This window comes from Haloarcula japonica DSM 6131 (assembly GCF_000336635.1).
Classification (GTDB): domain Archaea; phylum Halobacteriota; class Halobacteria; order Halobacteriales; family Haloarculaceae; genus Haloarcula; species Haloarcula japonica.
In genome coordinates this window covers 193,964-212,087 of record NZ_AOLY01000037.1, presented here as the reverse complement: position 1 = coordinate 212,087, position 18,124 = coordinate 193,964, and the positions used below count along the sequence as shown (strand labels likewise).

Below are 18,124 nucleotides of genomic sequence, written 5' to 3'. Positions count from 1 at the left end.
TACGGTTTCCCCTCCTAAACGCTTATCTGTCGGCCCTGAGAGAACGGTGACATGAAGCGCGTTCGATTCCGTGATACCGCGGGGAACGTCCGGGGGGGCCGCTGGACTGTCGAGGACGGCGAGCCCGTCGTCACCGCCGCCGCCGGGCCATACGGCCGTATCGCCTTCGGCGACGAGTCCTACGACCCCGACGAGGTGGATATTCTGCCGCCCTGCGAGCCGACGAAAGTCGTCTGCATCGGGCGCAACTACGCCGACCACGCCGAGGAGATGGACTCGGACGTCCCGGACCGGCCGATGCTGTTCCTGAAGGCCCCGAACGCCGTCGCCTCGCACGGCAAGCACCTCACGATGCCCTCGGGGAAGGAGCGAATCGACTACGAGGCGGAACTCGGCGTCGTCATCGGCGAGCAGTGCCGGAACGTCAGCGAATCGGGCGCGATGGACGTCGTCGCGGGCTACACCTGCGTCAACGACATCTCCAACCGCGACGACCAGCGGCGGGAACAGAACTGGGTCCGCGGGAAGGCCTTCGACAACGCCTGCCCGATCGGCCCGCTCGTGGCCACACCGGAGCACGTCCCGGAAGACGCCAGCATCGAACTCCGACTGAACGGCGAGACGAAGCAGTCTTCTTCCCGCGAACACCTCATCTTCTCGGTCCCCGAACTGATCGCAGAGATAACCTCGTACATGACGCTGGAACCGGGCGACGTCATCGCCACGGGGACGCCCGAAGGGGTCGGCCCGATGGAAGACGGCGACGAGGTCGAGGTCGAGATCGAAGGTATCGGCACACTCAAACACAGCGTCAAGATTCCATAGGCGGCCAGCAGGTCAGTTCCTACGCGGTTCGATGACGATTGCTATTCGACAACGATTGCGCCTCTCATCCCCAGGCCCTTATGCGGTTTACACGAGTACAGGTAGGTCCCGGTCTCCTCGAAGGTGTGCTCGTAGGAGCTCCCTTCCTCGACGACGAGTTCCGAGCCGAGCGGTCCGTCACCTTTGGAGACGACGTTGTGCGGGCCGCCGTGGCCGGTCCACTCCCACCGGACGGTCGTCTCAGTCGAGATCTCCACCGCCGGGGGGTCGAACGCGAACTTCCCACCATTGCCTTCCGCGCCGGCGGTTACAGTTGCGGTGTCAGTGTCGGTACGGTCGACGATGGTACCGTCGAAGTTACTCGCCGCTGCGAGCCACTCGTCGACTTTTGTATTGCCTGAAGATGGCGGCTCTTTCACAATAATCGCACCTTTCATCCCATCGTCGCGATGGGGTTCGGAGACGTAGCGATACTCGCCGGTCTCCTCGAAAAAGTACCGATACCCGGTCCCGGGCTGGGCGTTCGTCCGGCCGCTGTCGAAGGGTCCGTCGAGGGCAACCACGTTCTGCTGGCCGCCGTGGCCGGTCCAGTCCCACCGGACGAGTGTCCCCGGCGGGACTTCGATGACAGGCGGGTCGAACGCCAGGCCGCCGTCCATCTCTTCGCCGACCATGACCGTTGGCCGGGTTTGGGGGCCGAGCCTGCGGGGTTCGCCGTCGTAGCCGTTGGCATCATCAAGCCAGTCGTCAAGCGACTCGGGCGTCGATTCAGGCGTTTCGGTTGATGTCGCAGTTTCGGTTGGCGTCGCGGTTTCGGCCGCTGGTTCTGAACTACTTCCCGAGGACACGCATCCGGCGGTAGCGGCGAGCGCTGTCAATCCTGTGCCTGCGAGAAACTGTCTGCGAGTGGAGGGCCGTTGCATAGCAAGCTAGTTGTTGTTATTCGGTGATAGAAAAGTAGGTGTGCCCTTTCCAGATTCTGGAAATGAGTCACCGATTGCTGCGCTATTCGACGACGACCGCACCTTTCATACCGAGGCCTTGGTGCGGTTGACAGGTGTACAGAGATACCCCGGTTTCCTCGAAGGTGTGCTTGTAGGTACTGCCTTCCTCTGAGACGAGTTCTGAATCAAGCGGGCTACCGTCGGTCGAAATGACGCCATCCGACGCCATCTGACTCCCGTCAGTCGAGAAGACATTGTGTGCTGCGCCAGCGCCGGTCCACTCCCAGGAGACCGTCGTTCCGGTTGATATCTTGATGGCGGGCGGGTCGAACGCGTACTGACCGCCGTTGCCTTCTGCACCCACGGCAACCGTAGCTTCGGACCTCCCGGTTCGGTCAGTAATGGTTCCATCGAAATTACCCGTTGACCCGAGCCACTGGTCGATGGCTGGATATCCTGAAGATTCCCGTTCCTTGACGATGACTGCCCCTTTCATACCCTCATCGCGGTGGGGCTCGGAGACGTAGCGGTACTCGCCAACCTCGTCAAAGATGTAGTGGTAGCTCGTCCCCATCTGGGCGTTCGTCCGGCCACTGTCGAAGGTGCCATCAAGCGCGACGACGTTCCGTTGACCACCGTGTCCAGTCCAGTCCCATGTGACGTTTGTCATCGGCGACACTTCGATGACTGGCGGATCGAATGCCAGGCCCCCATCAGTTCCCTCACCGACCATGATTACTGGCTGTGAGCGTGGACCGTACGTACGGGGCTCGCCGTCGTAGCCGTTTGCGTCGTCAAGCCAAGTGTCAAGAGATTCTGGTGTCGAAGCCGCCGTGACGGCTTCTGTGGGCGTCGATGTAGCGGCTTCGGTCTCATTGTCAGCCTGGCTGGTACTGCCTGAGGAAACGCAGCCAGCAGTAACGGCAAGCGCTGTCAACCCTGTGCCTGTAAGAAACTGTCTGCGGGTGGAGGGCCGTTGCATAGCAAGCTAGTCGTTGCTGTTCGGTGATAGAAAAGTAGGTGTGCCCTTTCCAGATTCTGGAAACAAACAGTCGCCCTTTATCTGAGGGTGTTTTATATTCCCGACACTGGCCGGGAGCTGCTACCGGAGGACCGCGGGACACCGTGATCGCAGTATCCCACAGGTTTCACGTCGCTGCCCCGTCATATCGAAATCGAACCGCGCGCAGAACCACCTCCACCCGTCCCCTGAAGGGTCCGCCGTGGCACACAACGACGCGAGCAAGACACAGGCGCTGTTCGACGCCCTCGCCGACCCTGACTGTCGCGACATCCTCAGGGTGCTCGACGAGCCACTGCCAGCCAAGGAAGTCGCCTCGGTCTGTGACCTACCCCAGACAAGCACCTACCGGAAGCTCGAACAGCTGAGCGAGGCCGAGCTGGTCGCCGAGGAGACAGAAGTACGCCCCGATGGCCATCACGCGACGGCGTACGTCCGGGACTGTGACGGTGTGTTTGTCGGTGTCGACGACGATGGCGTGCTTGATGTTAACGTTCTGCCGGCTGAAGAACGGCCGAGCGACCGACTCGCCCTCCTGTGGTCACGCGTCAGTGAGGAACTATGAACGGAGATATCCCACTCATCGTCATCGGATTCAAGACTGTGACAGTGTTGCTTGGCGGACTCATTACTTACTTTGCCGCTCGGGCAGCGTTGAAAACGAGGGCGACCGGACTCACGTATCTCGCCGTCGGATTCGCGACCATTACTGTCGGCTCGCTCACCGCTGGTATCGCGGACCAACTGTTCGGTCTGAGTACCAACGCTGCACTGATCTTCGAGAACGCGCTCACCGCGGTCGGCTTCGCGGTCATCGCGTATTCGCTGTACGTCACCAGTCGCTCCGCACTAGTAACTCGATGAAAACCGTCCGGCAGCGATCCGTTATTCGACGACGACTGCGCCGACCATCCCGAGCGCCTTGTGCGGGACACAGTTGTAGAGATAGGTCCCGGTTTCTTCGAACGTGTACTCGTAGGTGTTTCCTTCCTCTGAGACAGCCGAACCCGAGTCGAGCGGGCCGTCGCCTTCGGACTTGACGTTGTGGCCGGCTCCTTGACCGGTCCACTCCCAGACGACCGTCGTTCCGGTCGAGACGTTAATTGCCGGCGGATCGAAGGCGAACGCGCCGCCGTTGCCTTCGGCCCCGACGGAGACGGAGACCTCGTCCTGGTCAGTCATCACGACCATAGAGCCATCGAAGTTCGACGACTCGCCGACGTAGTCCGCGACCTCGCCCGGCGCTTCGACAGTCTCCATTCCACCGCTGCTCTCGGTGTCCATCTCCTCGGCCTCGGTGGACTCCATTTCCTCGCCTCCGGTAGCCTCCATCTCTTCGGCTTCCGTTTCGCCGTCGCCACCATCGCCACCATCGCCGCCGGATCCGCCACAGCCAGCAAGGAGTCCAGCGCCTGATACGGCCGCAGTCGTGCGGATGAACGTCCGTCTGTCGAGGTCGTCTGTCATGCGTTTAAAGTTATGACTGTTCACTTATAAGGAAGTCGTTTCTGTCGTTTGGCTGGAAACAATAATGAGGGTTTCTACCGCCCCACGACGTCTCGATACCAACACAGTTCGGACTGGGTTTGATGCTGATACAGGCCCGCACTGTACTCAATGGGAGTGTCCGCTTGTCGATGACAGTCTGGCTTCGCGGTGACCACCTCGTCCGGCGGTCCGGCCCCGTCGCTCGACGACCTGACGAACCGGTACTCCTCGTCGAGGCGCGGTCGTTCGCTCGCAAACTGCCCTACCACCCGCACAAGCTGATTCTGCTGTTCAGTGCAATGCGGCATTTCCGCGACAGCCTCCGAGACGATGGCCGAACGGTCCACTACCAGGAGACAGAGACCTTCGAAGACGGCCTGGCGGCACACTTTGAGGCCAATCCAGGCGACACGCTCCTGACTCACCGGCCACAGACTGAGTCCGCACAGGCGTGTCTCGAATCGCTGGTGGCCGAGGCCGGTGGAACCGTCGAATTTGTCGCCGACGAACGCTTCCTCTGCCCACCGTCTCAGTTCGACGAATGGCGCGGCGACGGCCGCTACCGCCACGAGGATTTCTACCGGTTCATGCGCCGTGAAACGGGCTACTTGATGACGGACGGCGACCCCGCCGGCGGCGAGTGGAACTACGACGACCAGAACCGTGAGACGCCACCCGATGAGTGGACGCCACCGGATCCACCGCGGTTCGAGCCAGATGACGTGACCGAGGACGTTATCGAGTGGGTCAATTCGACGTTCGAGGGAAGCTACGACGAGCGGCCATACGGCGGTGACTGGGCCGACCCGGAGCCGTTCCACTGGCCTGTCACTCGCCGGCAGGCCGTTCGCGCGCTGGACCACTTCGTTACGGACCGGCTGACGGAGTTCGGGCCGTATCAAGACGCGATGCTGGAGGACGAGTGGGCGATGAGCCACAGCCTGCTCTCCACGTCGCTCAATCTCGGCCTCCTGGGTCCGGATGAAGTCATCGAGCGTGCTATCGCCGCCTACGAGGACGGTGATGCGCCCCTCAACAGCGTCGAGGGGTTCGTCCGGCAGGTGCTCGGCTGGCGCGAATTTCTCCGGCACGTCTACCGTCGGGAGATGCCGGACCTGGCTGCGGCGAACCAACTCGGCGCGAACGAGGCCCTGCCCGAGTTCTACTGGGACGGTGACACCGACATGGCGTGTCTCTCGGACGTGGTCAACGGGGTCCGGGAGCGAGGGTATTCACACCACATCGAACGGCTGATGATACTCGCCAATTTCGGCCTCATCTACGGCGTCGAGCCGGCGCAACTGAATCGCTGGTTCCACGCCGGCTACGTCGACGCCTTCCACTGGGTTACGACGCCGAACGTCGTCGAGATGGGGCTGTACGGCGCGGGCGTGTTCGCCACCAAACCCTACGCCTCGTCGGCGAACTACGTGGACAAGATGAGCGACTACTGTTCGGGTTGTCCGTACTACAAGACGAAGACCACCGGCGACGGAGCCTGCCCGTTCAACGCGCTGTACTGGGACTTCCTCGACCGCAACGAAGACACGCTTCGGTCGAACCACCGGATGGGACTGATGTACAGCCACGTCGACAACAAAGGCGACGAGGAACTCACGGAGATACGCAAACGGGCCGAAGAGATCCGCAAAATGGCGGCCGAAGGCGAACTCTGAACGCCGCTGTCTCGTGGGAGAACCGGAATTTGGTTACTCGTCTCCGTCCGCGGCGTCAGTTGCCTGCCGCTGTTGCATCTCGTGACGGGTGAACTGTGGCGTCGATAGTGCGGGCCCGCGGCGTCGGCGGAACGACCACGCGAGAATTCCGATCACCGCCGCGCTCCCACCCAGTGCGAGCACGGCCGCCTGAATGCCGTCCACCGTATAGAGATATGCACTCAGCGGGATTCCCGCACTGGCGACGATACCGAGCAGGAGTCGCTTGGCGAGCACCCGACTCAGTCCGTCAGAGTCTTCGAGCACGGTCTTGACGAGCAGTTCTTCGCGCTCGACTCTGTCGAGTGTGTCCTCCACCTTCGGCGCAGCCCGTACCGCTGACCGGGTCGACGTAGTCACCGCGTCCTGTATTTCTGCTTTCACTCGCTCTCGGACATCGTCTCCTGCGCCCTGCTCCATGACGTACTCGGAGATGATCTCGATGAAGTCGAACTCAGGGTCGAGCGTCCGACAGACGCCTTCGAGCACCGTTGTTACCCGGACCACCAGCGCCAGGTCCTGTGGCAGTCGCATCGGGAACTCGTACAGTTGCGTCTCGAACTGGCCGACGAGCTGTTCGATGCGGTATTCGCTGATGTCCTCACCGCGGAACTGCTCGATGACGATGTCGAACGCCTCCCGCATCACGTCCCGGTCGGCCATCGGGTCCAGCGCGCCCATCTCGACGAAGGCGTCCATTACGCGGTCCACGTCGTCGGTCGCCAGACCGACGTAAAAGTCAAGCAGTTGGTCCTGTGTCCGGGGACCGAGGTAGCCAGTCATACCGAAGTCGTAGAACACGAGTGTCCCGTCGGGCTGGACCGCCAGATTGCCCGGATGGGGGTCGGCGTGGAAGAGGCCGTCCTCGACGATCATCTGGATGTACACCTCTTCGAGGCGGCGGACCAGAGCGGGGCGGTCGACGCCGAGTTCGTCCAACCGCTCCACGTCGTCGATTTTCACCCCGTCGAGGTATGTCATCGTCAGCACGCGGTCCGTCGAGTGGCTTTCGACAACATCCGGGATGGCGATATCGTCGTCGTTTGCGAAGTTGTCGCCGATCTCCCGGAGCATCCGTGCCTCGTGGCCGTAGTCCATCTCCCGGCGGACCGTCGACGCGAATTCCTCGGTGAGATTTTCCAGCGTGAACGCCTGACCCGGGTCCGCGCCGTAGGTGAGCACCGGCAGTAACGTCGATAGTACGCGCAGGTCTGACTCGACGCGCGTCCTGATGTTTGGGCGGAGGACCTTTACAGCGACCCGTTGGCCGTCGATCTGTGCCTCGTACACCTGCCCGAGCGAGGCTCCGGAGATGGCTGTCGTGTCGAATTCCTCGAACAGCGTGTCGATGTCGTCGCCCAGTTCCCGTTCGATGACTGGCTCGATGGTGGCCCACGCGTCCGGTGGAACGTTGTCCTGTAGCTCCGAGAGCACGTCGACGTACGCCCGCGGCAGGGCATCAGGCCGGGTCGACAACATCTGACCGAGCTTGATAAACGCCGGGCCGAGGTCGACGAAGGTGTCTTTCAGGTAGCGGGCGCGCCGCGTCCGCGTCTCGGGGGTCACTGACCGGGACCGGCCGAACAGGAGGAACCGCTTGCGGTCCCGGCCCCACTGCCAGAGCAGCGGGACGAACTGCCAGACAATGACCAGCGCGCGCCAGAGTGCACGGAGCCGGACGCCGACGCCGCCCGGCTGTGACACTGTCCCTCCCGTCGGCTCGTCGGCGACACGCTCCTCACTTGTCACTGTTCGCAAGTGAGGCCCGGCGACAAATGAGTCTGCTGGAGACGGGCCCCGTTCAGCGACGGAGGAAGCCGAGGAGACTGTACTCCGAGTCCGGAGTGTACCGGCGGAACGCGAGGCTGTTTGCGAGCACCGATACGGACGAAGCGGCCATCGCGGCGGCGGCGAGCACCGGCTGGAGCAGCCCCAGCGATGCCAGCGGAATCATCACCGTGTTGTAGCCCAGCGCCCAGAAGAGGTTCTGCTTGATCTTCCGGAGCGTCGCCTCGGAGATCCGGATGGCCTTCACCACGTCGGCGGGGTCGTCCCGGAGCAGCGTCACGTCGCCGGCCTCAATCGCCACGTCGGTCCCGGAGCCGATGGCACAGCCGACGCTCGCGGCCGCCAGCGCCGGCGCGTCGTTGACGCCGTCGCCGACCATCATCGCCTGGTCGCCCTCACTCTGGAGGTCGTCGACCGCGTCGGCCTTGTCCTCCGGCAGTACGTCGGCCATCACGTTGTCGGGGTCGATGCCGACTTCCTCGGCGACGGCGCGGGCGGTCCGCTCGTTGTCGCCGGTGATGAGCCAGACGCCGAGCCTGCGCTCTTGCAGGCCGCTGACGGCGGCTTTTGCGGATTCTTTCACCGTGTCGGCGTCGGCGACGACGCCGATGAGGCGGAAGTCCGGTTCGCCACCGCCCACTGTCTCGTCACCGTCCGCATCCTCGGCCAGCGCGACCAGCATCGCCGTCTTCCCCTCGCGTTCGAGGGCGTCCATCCGCTCCTCTGCCGGCGCGGTGTCGACGCCGGCCTCGGACAGCAGTTTCCGGTTGCCGACGAGGACGCGACCGTGGCGCGTCGTCGCCTTCACGCCCTGTCCGGGGACGTTCTCGAACTCGTCGGGGTCTTCGACCTCGATACCGCGCTCGCGTGCGCCCTCGACGATGGCCTCGGCCAGCGGGTGCTCACTTGCGTGTTCGGCGCTGGCGGCGACTTCGAGGACGAACGCCTCACTCAGTTCGCGCTCGGGTTTGAGCGCCCCGCCGTCCGCAGCGGGGCCGACGACTTCCACATCCGTGAGTTCCATCTCGCCTTTCGTCAGCGTCCCCGTCTTGTCGAAGACGACAGTGTCGACCTCGTGGACGCGTTCGAGCACGTCCCCGCCCTTGAACAGGACGCCGTTGCGCGCGCCGATGGCCGTCCCGACCATCGTCGCGGCGGGGGTCGCTAATCCGAGTGCACAGGGACAGGCGATCAGGACGGCGGAGGCGAACACGACGACGGCGAACTCGCTCACGCCGACGCCGGCCGGGCCGCCCGCGGCCAGCCCCCACAGCGGGAGCGCGTCGACGACTGCGGCCAGCGTCTCCGGCGCGGCCGCCCACAGCACCGCCCAGAGGACGGCGTTGCCGATGACCGCCGGAACGAAGTATGCCGAGATGCGGTCGGCGACGTTCTGGATGTCGGGCTGGCGGGACTGGGCCTGCCGGACCCGCTCGGCGATCTGCTGGATCGCCGTCTCCGAGCCGACCTTCGTCGCCTCGACTTCGAGGACACCGTTCTGGTTCACCGTCGAGCCGATGACCTCATCGCCTTCTCCCTTTTCAACTGGGACCGACTCGCCGGTCACCATCGACTCGTCGACCGCCGAATCGCCATCTACCACGACCCCGTCTGTTGGAATCTTCTCTCCGGGCCGGACTTTCAGCCGGTCGCCGACCCCGACCTCGTCGATAGGGATTTCCTCCTCGCTGCCGTCCTCGCGGACGACCGTCGCCGTGTCTGCCTCCATTTCGAGGAGTTGCTGGATGGCGGCCCCGGCCTGGCTCTTCGAGCGCGCTTCGAGGTAGTTCCCGAGCGTGATGAACACGAGAATCAGCGCGGCCGTATCGAAGTACAACCCCGTGCTCGCGATGAGGCCCGCCAGCGCGGCCACCGAGTAGACGTATGCCGTCGAAGAGCCCAGCGCGATGAGCACGTCCATGTTGGCTCGCCCGTTGTTGACCAGTGCCTTGTAGGAATTCTCGTAGAAGGGCTTGCCCAGCAGAATCTGTACCGGCGTTGCCAGCGCAAAGGCGACCCAGCCTTGGGGAACCCCCAGAATCGTATCACGGATAAGTCCGAGCGAGAACAGGTGGTCCGCCATGAACAGCAAGAGTGGGGCCGACAGTACCGCTCCGAACAGCGTGAGCCGGAGCTGTCTGCGCGTCTCCTCGTTGCGCGCAGCAGCACGGCGGTCAGCGCCGGACTGCTCACCGTCGTCGCCGTCCCCGCCGTTTGCACTCCTGCTGCCCTCCCGTACGGGCGTGTAGCCGGCGGATTCGATAGCGTCGTAGAGGTCCGCACGCGACACGTCGGCCGGGTTGTACGTGACCTGACCCTCGTCGGTGGCGTAGTTCACGCTGGCGTCGATGACGCCCGCGGTCCCTTCCAGCGCCTCCTCGGTGGTATCCGCGCAGTTCGCACACGACATATCGGTGATGCCGATAGTCATCGTCTCCGTCGCGACGCCGTAGCCAGCGTCCTGTACGGCGGCGACGATGTCGGCCAGTGACACCACGTCTGGGTCGTATTCGACGCTCCCCTCGTCGGTGGCGTAGTTCGCGTCGACGGACGAAACCCCGTCCAGTTCGCCCACTGACTCCTCGATGGTGCCCGCGCAGTTGGCACAGCTCATTCCCGTCAGTTCGAGCCGAGTGGTCCGGTTACTCATCTTGTCTTATTGTACGCCTCCCTTGTTCATGCGGTTTGTCCCTTTGATTCGAATGTCACATTCGCCTGATTGCTTGGTATCCAAACTGCCATCGCCAGCAACTCAATAATCAAAAACGACTGTCGCGGTTCAGGCCCCATCCTTCAGCGACTGGTACTGCTTGACGAACCGCTCCGCACAGGAGCCACAGCAGAAGTAGTAGCGCTCACCGTCGAGCGTGCGCTGTTCGCCCTCCTCGTCGACGGAGTTGCCACACTCCGCGCAGTCGGGTGCGAACTCCGCCGCACCCAGCCCAGCGGTCCACTCGCTGTCCGCAATCATCCGGACTTCGTAATGGTCGACGGCCGCGAGGTCGACGTGTTCGGCGAGGAGTTCGCTGGCGTCGGATTGGGGAACAGTCGCTACCAGAACCACGCGGCCGCCGGCGGTCCGGTAGACCCGCTCGACGGTGTCGGCGTCGCTGACCGCCCCAGCAATATCGGCGGCCCGACCCGGCTTCGCGTCTATCTCTATCAGGACTGGCACGCCGGCCTGCAACAGTGAACGGTCGACATCGACGGTAAACCCCTGTATCAGTCCCATTTCGACGAGTCGGTCGACGCGATCCGAGACTGCCGGAGCCGAGAGGTCCACTCGCTCGGCGATATCACTGTAGGGCCGTCTGGCGTCTTCGAGCAGGAGTCGGAGGATCTCGTGGTCCGTATCGTCGAGGCCGGGCATATCGGATCAACTTCGAGCGCCGATTTATGCGTTGTGACCGGTCGCGTCTATGGCTAGCCGCGGTATCGAAGGTAACCCATGAGATGTATTAGACTAGTCTAATTTTTTAATTAGATGCAAACTACTATATACTTCTGCGATAGCAATCCACACATGACGACTACCGAACACCGCAGCGAGCCATCGCGTGGACGCACCCGCAGGAAGGCCCTGGGTGCCGGCGCGGGAGTGCTTGCATCCGCACTTGCCGGCTGTCTGACCGGCGGCGGGGCCGAAGCGTCCACAAGTGACCGCAGCGAAAGCGGTACGGAGGGACCGGTCGCTGTCGCGTCCTTCTTCAGCTTCTACGATTTCGCCCGCGAGGTCGCACGCGGAACACCGATAACAGTCAAGAACCTCATCCCGACAGGACTGCACGGCCACGGCTGGGAACCGGACGCCGGGATCACGCGAGATATCATCGACGCGGACGCGTTCATTCACGTTGGTCCGGACTTCCAGCCGTGGGCGGACCGGGCGATCCAGACGCTCGAAGACGACAACGTCGATACCGAACTCATCAACGTCCGCGAGGGTATCGAACTCGAATCGCTCGCGGCGAGCCTCGACCGCGACGAAGAGGGTGTCGGACAGAACAGGGCCAGCGACCCCCACTTCTGGCTTGACCCCCAGCGCGCGAAGCAGTCGGTCGACAACATCACCGAGGGACTGGTCGCGCTCGCACCAGATTTCGAAGATACGCTCCGGGACAACGCCGAGGCGTACAACTCGGACGTTCTCGACCGCATCGACGCGGACTACGCCGATATTTTCGACCGGGCAGACAGGAACGTGGTCCAGCTCGCGGCGCACAACGCCTTCCAGTACATCGGCTCGCGCTACGGCGTCGAGATGCGCCCGCTCGTGGTCAACCTCGCGGCCAGCGGTGACGTGAAGCCCTCGGACATCACCGAGGCGAAAGCGGTCATCGAGGACAACGATATCCGGTATATCGGGGCCGGTGTCTTCGAGACGCGCAAACCCGCGAAGCAGTTACTCGCCGAGACCTCGGTCGAAGCCTACTACCCGGTGACCCCGTACGCTGGCGTCCGTGAGGAGTGGGTCGCAAACGGTTGGGGATACGAGGAGATCGCCTATCGAATAAATATGCCGACGTTCGAGGTCGTTCTGGGCAACACGGCACCTGAAGACGCCGGTCCCGACGGCTGGAGCGAGGAGTGGCGGAACTTCGAATAAGAATGACCGCGCGCTCACACTACCGAGACGGTGGCGACGAAGCGACGACCGAATCGAACGAGACTGAACCGCCCGTCATTGAACTCACCGACGTGTCGTTCGGGTACACGTCGATGCCGGTCGTCGAAGACGTCAGCGTCAGTATCGACGCCGGCGAGTACGTCGCCGTGGTCGGCCCGAACGGGTCCGGCAAGTCGACGCTCATGCAGTTGCTGCTCGGGCTGCTGGATCCCGATAGCGGGACTGCACAGCTGTTCGGCGTTGACGCGACGGCGTTCGACGACGGGGCCAGAGTCGGCTACGTCGCGCAGGGCGCTGGCACGAGTCGGGAGATGCCCATAACAGTCCGCGAAGTGGTGAAGATGGGGCGGTTCCCACACGTCGGGTTCGGGCGCCTCTCTGCGGCCGATTGGCGTATCGTCGACAGGGCCATCGACACGGTCGGGATGTCGGCGTTCGCTGACCGGCGAATCACCCAGCTCTCCGGCGGGCAGCGCCAGCGTGCGTTCATTGCTCGGGCGCTTGCGGGTGAGGCCGACCTGCTCGTACTGGACGAACCGACCGTCGGCGTGGACACCGAATCGGTTGACGCCTTCTACGGGCTGCTCGAATCGCTCCACGACGATGGCATCACCGTCCTGCTCATTGAACACGACCTGCAGGCCGTCACCGAACACGCAAAACGCGTCATCTGCCTCAACCGGGAGATCTACTTCGACGGGCCGTCGGCGGAATTCACCGACAGCGCGGCGCTGGCCAGAGCGTTCGGGACGGGTGCGCGGTCGCTGACCGGAGGCAACTCATGACGCTTGGCTTTGCCGCCGGCGGCATCTACGAGACGTTCGTCCCGATCCTTGAAGTGTGGTACTGGCTCCTGACACAGCTCTACTACCTGACCGGGCTGGAACTCATCAGCCCCGAGTACACCTTCATGTACCGGGCGATACTGGTCGGGCTGTGTGTCGGTGTCATCGCGCCGTTAATCGGGACCTTTCTCGTCCACCGCCAACTCGCCCTTATCGGGGACGCACTGGCCCACACGGCCTTTGCGGGCGTCGCCGTCGGGCTGTTTCTCAACGCCGTCCTCGAACTGAGCGTTTCGCCGTATCTCACCGCTGTCGTCGTGGCCGTTATCGCGGCGTTGCTCATCGAACTCATCTCCGAGGCGACCGACGCCTACAACGACGTGTCGATGGCGATTGTCCTCTCAACGGGGTTCGCACTGGGGACGGTCCTCATCAGCCTCAACGCCGGCGGGCTGGCCGTCGGTATCAACCAGTACCTCTTTGGCAACCTCTCGACGGTGTCGGCCGAGAACGCGGTTATCATGCTCGGGCTGTTCAGCGTCATCGTCGCAACGGTCTCGCTCACTCGCAACCAGTTGCTGTACGTCACGTTCGACGAGACCGCCGCCGCCGTCGCCGGGATCCCGGTCGCCTGGTACAACCGAATCATGGTGATGTTGACGGCACTTGTCGTCGTCGGCGCGATGCAGATCATGGGCGTCATTCTCGTCGCAGCCATGCTCGTCGTCCCGGTCGCCGGCGCGACACAGGTGTCCCGGAGCTTCTCGGAATCACTGCTGGTCTCGATTGTCTTAGCCGAACTCGCCGTCCTGCTCGGCATCGGCGTCTCGTACTACGCCGGTGCGACAGCCGGCGGCGTCATCGTTCTCGTCGCAGTGGGGATCTACGTCCTCTCGGTTCTCGCCGGGAAAGTCCGACAGACCGGCGCTCCGAATGAAGCGCGTGAACTCGACAGCATCAGTCAGGACTGAACGACGACCTCGACTGGGCTCGATGGCCGCACTGTGAGCCACAGCTAGCGACTAAACGCTGGCCGATGAGCGAGTCAGTGGAACGCGTCACAGTCGCTGTGCCCGCTTTGCCAGTGAACGACGTTGTCACCAGTGTACTCAACAATGACGTCGTAACAGTTGTCGTCGTCGAACGTTGTCTCCTCCGAGATATCGGTCCCGGCAATGGCCGTCGCTATCGTTATTGTCCCCTGTCTGTCCGGCAGCGCATCGTCCAGTTCCACGGTTGCGCTGTCCTCCGCAGCCCCGACGGTATGTGTCTCCTCGTACACCGTCTCGCCGTCGACCGTGACGGTGAACTCGAACTCCTGTGTCGCCGAACCGGTGTTCGTTAGCCGTACGCCGGCGAGTCGCGCGCTCGCAGGACTGAGTGCCGTACATCCCGAGAGTGCAAGGAGTGTTCCTGCTGTGAGGACGCTACGTCTGGAGGGCATCACCCAGTACTGTTCAGCCGTTCTCGAAAAGCCTTCTGTCGCTCAAATCAGCTACACCATTCTCAGGCACCCACCTGCGCCGCGACGGATGAGACTATCGTTTCCCACAGCGAGACCCCCATCGTCACGCTCAGGGCGAAGTCCGCGGCGAAAAACAGGAACAGTCCTGCGCCGACAAAGTGAGCTTTCCGCAGGTCAAACCGGTGGGCGAAGCGGTGGAAAAACAGCGCGTTGGCGAGGCTCACCGGAATGATAGCGAGCATCTCGCCGGTCCAGATAGCGCTGGCGTGGGCGCTGTACTGCGCGGCGAGCGTGATCGTAATGAGCTGGGTCTTGTCGCCGAACTCGCCGAAGGCCATCATCGCAAAGATGGGTAGAAAGCCGCCGAGCTTGTTCGGTACTTGCCAGTCGACGACGGGAACGCGAACGTCTAGCTGTCCGCCGTCAGTGGTGAAACCGGACGCGGGTTCCTGTTGCTCTGCGTCGGCTGCCGGAGCGCTGCGGAGCAGTAGTATCGCGAACAGCAGGAACATCCCGGCGGTGAGGCTTTCGAGGACGATACCGGGTAGTAGCGATGTGATTGCGGAGCCAAACCAGACCTCAAGCACCGTCCAGCCGGCGAAGGCACTGCCTGCGGCGCTGACGACGAGGAACGGATTGAATCGCGTCGACAGGCCGGCGATGATGAACTGGACTTTCTCGCCGGGGAGAACTGCCAGCTGTGCACCGGCCGCTATCGCGACCACTGTCAGCCACGTCGCGTCGCTCACGCTTGGCTCACTCCGTCTTCGCCGTGCGTCTCCGGTGCGCGGACCTGAATCGCATCGGCGATATGGTCCGGGAGCGACACTGACGCCCCGCTCTCTAGCTGGACGGTCACCATCCCGATAGGAGCGACTTCCTCGACGGTCAACACGGTCCCCGGCGTGATGCCGGCATCGGAGAGGTACGTGAGCTCGTCGGGGTCACGGTCTCTGACCCGTGCAACTTCGACCCGCCCCCCTTCGCTGTGTTCTGACAGCGCTGTCGCGGACTCGTCATCGATGGGGTCGAGCGAGTCACTGGGAATCGGGTCTCCGTGGGGGTCGAACTCCGGTTCGTCGAGGACGGCCGCGACCCGACGCTCGAACTCCTCGCTGATGTGGTGTTCGAGTACCTCCGCTTCCTCGTGGACCTCGGCCCAGTCGTACCCCAGCTGTTCGGTGAGAAACGTCTCAAGCAGGCGGTGGTGGCGAATAATCTCCAGTGCTACTGTCTCACCTTCCGGTGTCGTCCGCACGCCCTTGTACTTCTCGCGTTCAATCAGCCCGCGGTCGGCCAGTTTCTCGACCATACTGGTGACCGTCGGTGCCGTAACGTCCAGCATCTCGGCGATAGTAGAGGGGGAAATCGGCGGGTCGCCGTCCCGCTCAAGACGATAGATGGCCTTCAGATAATCCTCCATCTTGGCACTCAGCATACACCAAATTAGACAAGTCTAATGCAAAAGATTGGCGATTCCAACAACTTTGAACTCACCGGCAGTATTCGGATGGCCGCCATCACTCGTCAGCAGCGTACGTTTCGCGCCGGTTCCGGGTCAGGAGCCACAGGAACAGATAGCCGATGGCACCCAGAACAAACAGCGTTGCGGGGATGAGAAACGGACCGAACGTCCGAACGAGTGTCTCGATCCCCGGCAAACCGACCATACACAGAGTAGGGACGTTGCCCTGATAAATATCAAGGGTCTGGCGGGTACGGCTACCGACTCGTTCGCCCGGAAATCTCGCGAATTATTGCGCGAAACCGGTACAGCGGCTGGAGTCAGTGTGGTCCGCTCAGATGAGGTCTTGATCTTCCAGCGAGGCCATGACATCGTCGACGAAGTCATCGACACTCTCGTACGGGAACTCCCCGTCGAGCTTCGTATTCAGTTCCATCGCTGTCATCGAGAAGTCGCCGGACTCGAACTTCGTCGACGGGCCGCCCGGGAGCGCCGGAACGAGATCCATCGGGCTGGAGATCGGGTAGTCTGCTTCCTCAAACGCCTCGACAAACTGTGATCGGAGGTCTTCTTTGTCAACCATGGTCGGACGTTGTGCGAGTGTTATGATAAAAGGTTCGACACCGGTACACTTCCCCATTGTTTGGAGTTTATTCGAGACCTGTGCCGTTCTGGACCTTCGTATCGCTGTATCAATGTGTGAACGACTGACCGCTACACTCGACGAGACGGCTCCGGGCTACTCACCGGGCTCGGCCGTCGTCGTCCGTATCGCGCCGGGCAAGCCGTTCGGCAGTCTCACGGTCCGTTTCGACGCGCTGGTCGTGTTCGCTTCGGACCAGCGCGTACAGGGCTAGCGGCGCGGCCACCGCGAGCAACACGACGATGAGAAACAGCCCGGTCACGGCGGCCATCGTCAGCCAAGGAAGATATCCGCCAGGTCACTGCCTGCGGACCCGGTGTCACGGTATAGCTCCGAGTAGCCGCAGTTCGTACACGTGACGACCTGAAACTGATTGGTCTGGATGTCGAACATTTTCGAGAGGCCGCCGCCGGTGGTCGAGATGTTACCCACGTCGGTACCGGTGTGGCCGCACTTCGGACAGCCGCGGTCACGGTCTTGCGATGAAGTGTTGGAGGGCATTGTACGCTACCGTTCTCTCTCCAGCATAACAAATCTGGTGCCACCGTGACACGTACTCGGCTATCTGCCGGTGGTCGCAGTCAGTTACTGATATCTGTTATTTTCTATAAGCGTTGAAAACGAGGCGGGAGAACTCAGTGGTGCACTATGCCAGAACCCACCCGCCTCAACAGAGAGAAACGCCCACGTTATTTGTTTGTTATGAATCCCTCCAAAACTGTGTGACCTCAGTCGTCGGCGGGGATCGGCTCGCCGTGAGATACGTCGTCGCCGAGCAGGTCCATGAACCCCGCGAGCCACTCGGGATGGTCGGGCCAGGCCTGGCCGGTGACGAGGTTGCCGTCGGTGACCACTTCATCGACCCACGAACAGCCGGCGGCCTCGCACTCGGCGCGACAGGCCGGGTACGACGTCATCTCGTAGCCGTCCAGTACGTCGGCAGCGGCGAGAATCTGCGGGCCGTGACACAGCGCCGCGACTGGTTTGTCCTCCTCAAAGAAGTGCTGTACTGCCTCTAGCACCTCGTCGTACGTCCGGAGATACTCGGGGGCGCGACCGCCGGGGACGACGAGTGCGTCGTAGTCGCTGGGTGTCACGTCGGCCATCGTCGCATTCAGGACGAAGTCGTGGCCACGGGACTCCATGTAGGTCTGGTCGCCGCGGAAGTCGTGTATCGCTGTCTTGATGGTCTCCTCGGCCGCTTTGTCGGGACACACCGCGTCGACCTCGTGGCCGACCATTTGCAGCGCCTGGAACGGCACCATTATCTCGTAGTCTTCACCGAAATCGCCGACGATCATGAGGATGTCTTTACCCATTGGAAACACCACTGACACCTACGGTCGCCGTCGAAATAA

Annotated in this window: 21 protein-coding genes; 7 read left to right on the top strand and 14 right to left on the bottom strand. The window is 62.7% G+C overall.

Features of this window, described 5'->3' with window-relative positions; translation table 11 throughout:
- Window positions 1–51: 51 nt before the first annotated feature.
- Window positions 52–825: a fumarylacetoacetate hydrolase family protein gene (locus C444_RS12250; protein WP_004593185.1), complete on the top strand. Its 774-nt coding sequence runs from the start codon at window positions 52–54 to the stop codon at window positions 823–825.
- A gap of 41 nt (window positions 826–866) precedes the next feature.
- Here C444_RS12250 and C444_RS12245 read toward each other — a convergent pair whose 3' ends face one another.
- A complete protein-coding gene (locus C444_RS12245) occupies window positions 867–1,673 on the bottom strand; it encodes a halocyanin domain-containing protein (RefSeq protein WP_049909472.1) in 807 nt (268 codons plus the stop codon).
- Window positions 1,674–1,830: 157 nt separating this feature from the next.
- Window positions 1,831–2,751 (bottom strand): halocyanin domain-containing protein, encoded by a 921-nt coding sequence (locus C444_RS12240; protein WP_239641295.1) that lies wholly within the window; start codon window positions 2,749–2,751, stop codon window positions 1,831–1,833.
- A 241-nt stretch (window positions 2,752–2,992) separates the two neighbouring features.
- On the opposite strand from C444_RS12240, the gene C444_RS12235 reads away from it, so the two are divergent.
- Window positions 2,993–3,355: a winged helix-turn-helix domain-containing protein gene (locus tag C444_RS12235; RefSeq protein ID WP_004593182.1), complete on the top strand. Its 363-nt coding sequence runs from the start codon at window positions 2,993–2,995 to the stop codon at window positions 3,353–3,355.
- Complete coding sequence (locus C444_RS12230; protein ID WP_004593181.1) at window positions 3,352–3,654, top strand: DUF7521 family protein; 303 nt, start codon at window positions 3,352–3,354, stop codon at window positions 3,652–3,654. Before C444_RS12235 ends, C444_RS12230 begins: the two co-directional genes overlap by 4 nt.
- Before the next feature lie 21 nt (window positions 3,655–3,675).
- Here the strand turns inward: C444_RS12230 and C444_RS12225 are convergent, their stop codons facing one another.
- Entirely contained in the window at window positions 3,676–4,257 is a 582-nt protein-coding gene (locus C444_RS12225; RefSeq protein ID WP_004593180.1) for a halocyanin domain-containing protein, read from the bottom strand.
- A 170-nt stretch (window positions 4,258–4,427) separates the two neighbouring features.
- Here C444_RS12225 and C444_RS12220 point away from each other — a divergent pair, with 170 nt between their 5' ends.
- Entirely contained in the window at window positions 4,428–5,954 is a 1,527-nt protein-coding gene (locus C444_RS12220; protein ID WP_049909469.1) for a cryptochrome/photolyase family protein, read from the top strand.
- A 33-nt stretch (window positions 5,955–5,987) separates the two neighbouring features.
- Here C444_RS12220 and C444_RS12215 read toward each other — a convergent pair whose 3' ends face one another.
- The 3 genes from C444_RS12215 to C444_RS12205 form a co-directional block, all read right to left on the bottom strand.
- The gene (locus C444_RS12215; protein WP_004593178.1) at window positions 5,988–7,742 is read right to left on the bottom strand and encodes an ABC1 kinase family protein; all 1,755 of its coding nucleotides are present in this window, start codon (window positions 7,740–7,742) and stop codon (window positions 5,988–5,990) included.
- A 52-nt stretch (window positions 7,743–7,794) separates the two neighbouring features.
- The gene (locus C444_RS12210) at window positions 7,795–10,431 is read right to left on the bottom strand and encodes a heavy metal translocating P-type ATPase (protein WP_004593177.1); all 2,637 of its coding nucleotides are present in this window, start codon (window positions 10,429–10,431) and stop codon (window positions 7,795–7,797) included.
- Between the two features lie 129 nt (window positions 10,432–10,560).
- A complete protein-coding gene (locus tag C444_RS12205) occupies window positions 10,561–11,151 on the bottom strand; it encodes a winged helix-turn-helix transcriptional regulator (RefSeq protein WP_004593176.1) in 591 nt (196 codons plus the stop codon).
- A 153-nt stretch (window positions 11,152–11,304) separates the two neighbouring features.
- Between C444_RS12205 and C444_RS12200 the strand changes: the two genes are divergently transcribed.
- The 3 genes from C444_RS12200 to C444_RS12190 are packed head-to-tail and all read left to right on the top strand — an operon-like array spanning window position 11,305 to window position 14,164.
- The gene (locus C444_RS12200) at window positions 11,305–12,387 is read left to right on the top strand and encodes a metal ABC transporter substrate-binding protein (protein ID WP_004593175.1); all 1,083 of its coding nucleotides are present in this window, start codon (window positions 11,305–11,307) and stop codon (window positions 12,385–12,387) included.
- 2 nt (window positions 12,388–12,389) lie between these two features.
- Window positions 12,390–13,193, top strand: a complete 804-nt coding sequence (locus C444_RS12195) for a metal ABC transporter ATP-binding protein (protein WP_004593174.1) — start codon at window positions 12,390–12,392, stop codon at window positions 13,191–13,193.
- Window positions 13,190–14,164 carry a metal ABC transporter permease gene (locus tag C444_RS12190; protein ID WP_004593173.1) on the top strand — a complete coding sequence of 325 codons (975 nt, stop codon included), beginning with the start codon at window positions 13,190–13,192 and terminating at the stop codon, window positions 14,162–14,164. Before C444_RS12195 ends, C444_RS12190 begins: the two co-directional genes overlap by 4 nt.
- A gap of 74 nt (window positions 14,165–14,238) precedes the next feature.
- Here C444_RS12190 and C444_RS12185 read toward each other — a convergent pair whose 3' ends face one another.
- From C444_RS12185 to C444_RS12160, 8 genes are all read right to left on the bottom strand, one after another.
- Window positions 14,239–14,637 (bottom strand): hypothetical protein, encoded by a 399-nt coding sequence (locus C444_RS12185; protein WP_004593172.1) that lies wholly within the window; start codon window positions 14,635–14,637, stop codon window positions 14,239–14,241.
- A 62-nt stretch (window positions 14,638–14,699) separates the two neighbouring features.
- Entirely contained in the window at window positions 14,700–15,407 is a 708-nt protein-coding gene (locus C444_RS12180; RefSeq protein ID WP_004593171.1) for a TMEM165/GDT1 family protein, read from the bottom strand.
- Complete coding sequence (locus tag C444_RS12175) at window positions 15,404–16,096, bottom strand: metal-dependent transcriptional regulator (protein ID WP_004593170.1); 693 nt, start codon at window positions 16,094–16,096, stop codon at window positions 15,404–15,406. The genes C444_RS12180 and C444_RS12175 overlap by 4 nt, the downstream gene beginning before the upstream one ends.
- An 82-nt stretch (window positions 16,097–16,178) precedes the next feature.
- The gene (locus C444_RS22355; protein ID WP_004515676.1) at window positions 16,179–16,328 is read right to left on the bottom strand and encodes a hypothetical protein; all 150 of its coding nucleotides are present in this window, start codon (window positions 16,326–16,328) and stop codon (window positions 16,179–16,181) included.
- 129 nt (window positions 16,329–16,457) lie between these two features.
- On the bottom strand, window positions 16,458–16,706 hold the full coding sequence (locus C444_RS12170) for an MTH865 family protein (protein WP_004593169.1): 249 nt from the start codon (window positions 16,704–16,706) through the stop codon (window positions 16,458–16,460).
- A 160-nt stretch (window positions 16,707–16,866) separates the two neighbouring features.
- Window positions 16,867–17,037: a hypothetical protein gene (locus C444_RS22350; protein ID WP_004593168.1), complete on the bottom strand. Its 171-nt coding sequence runs from the start codon at window positions 17,035–17,037 to the stop codon at window positions 16,867–16,869.
- Window positions 17,038–17,039: 2 nt separating this feature from the next.
- A complete protein-coding gene (locus C444_RS12165) occupies window positions 17,040–17,267 on the bottom strand; it encodes a zinc ribbon domain-containing protein (RefSeq protein ID WP_004593167.1) in 228 nt (75 codons plus the stop codon).
- 227 nt (window positions 17,268–17,494) lie between these two features.
- The gene (locus C444_RS12160; protein WP_004593166.1) at window positions 17,495–18,085 is read right to left on the bottom strand and encodes a DJ-1/PfpI family protein; all 591 of its coding nucleotides are present in this window, start codon (window positions 18,083–18,085) and stop codon (window positions 17,495–17,497) included.
- Window positions 18,086–18,124: the final 39 nt, after the last annotated feature.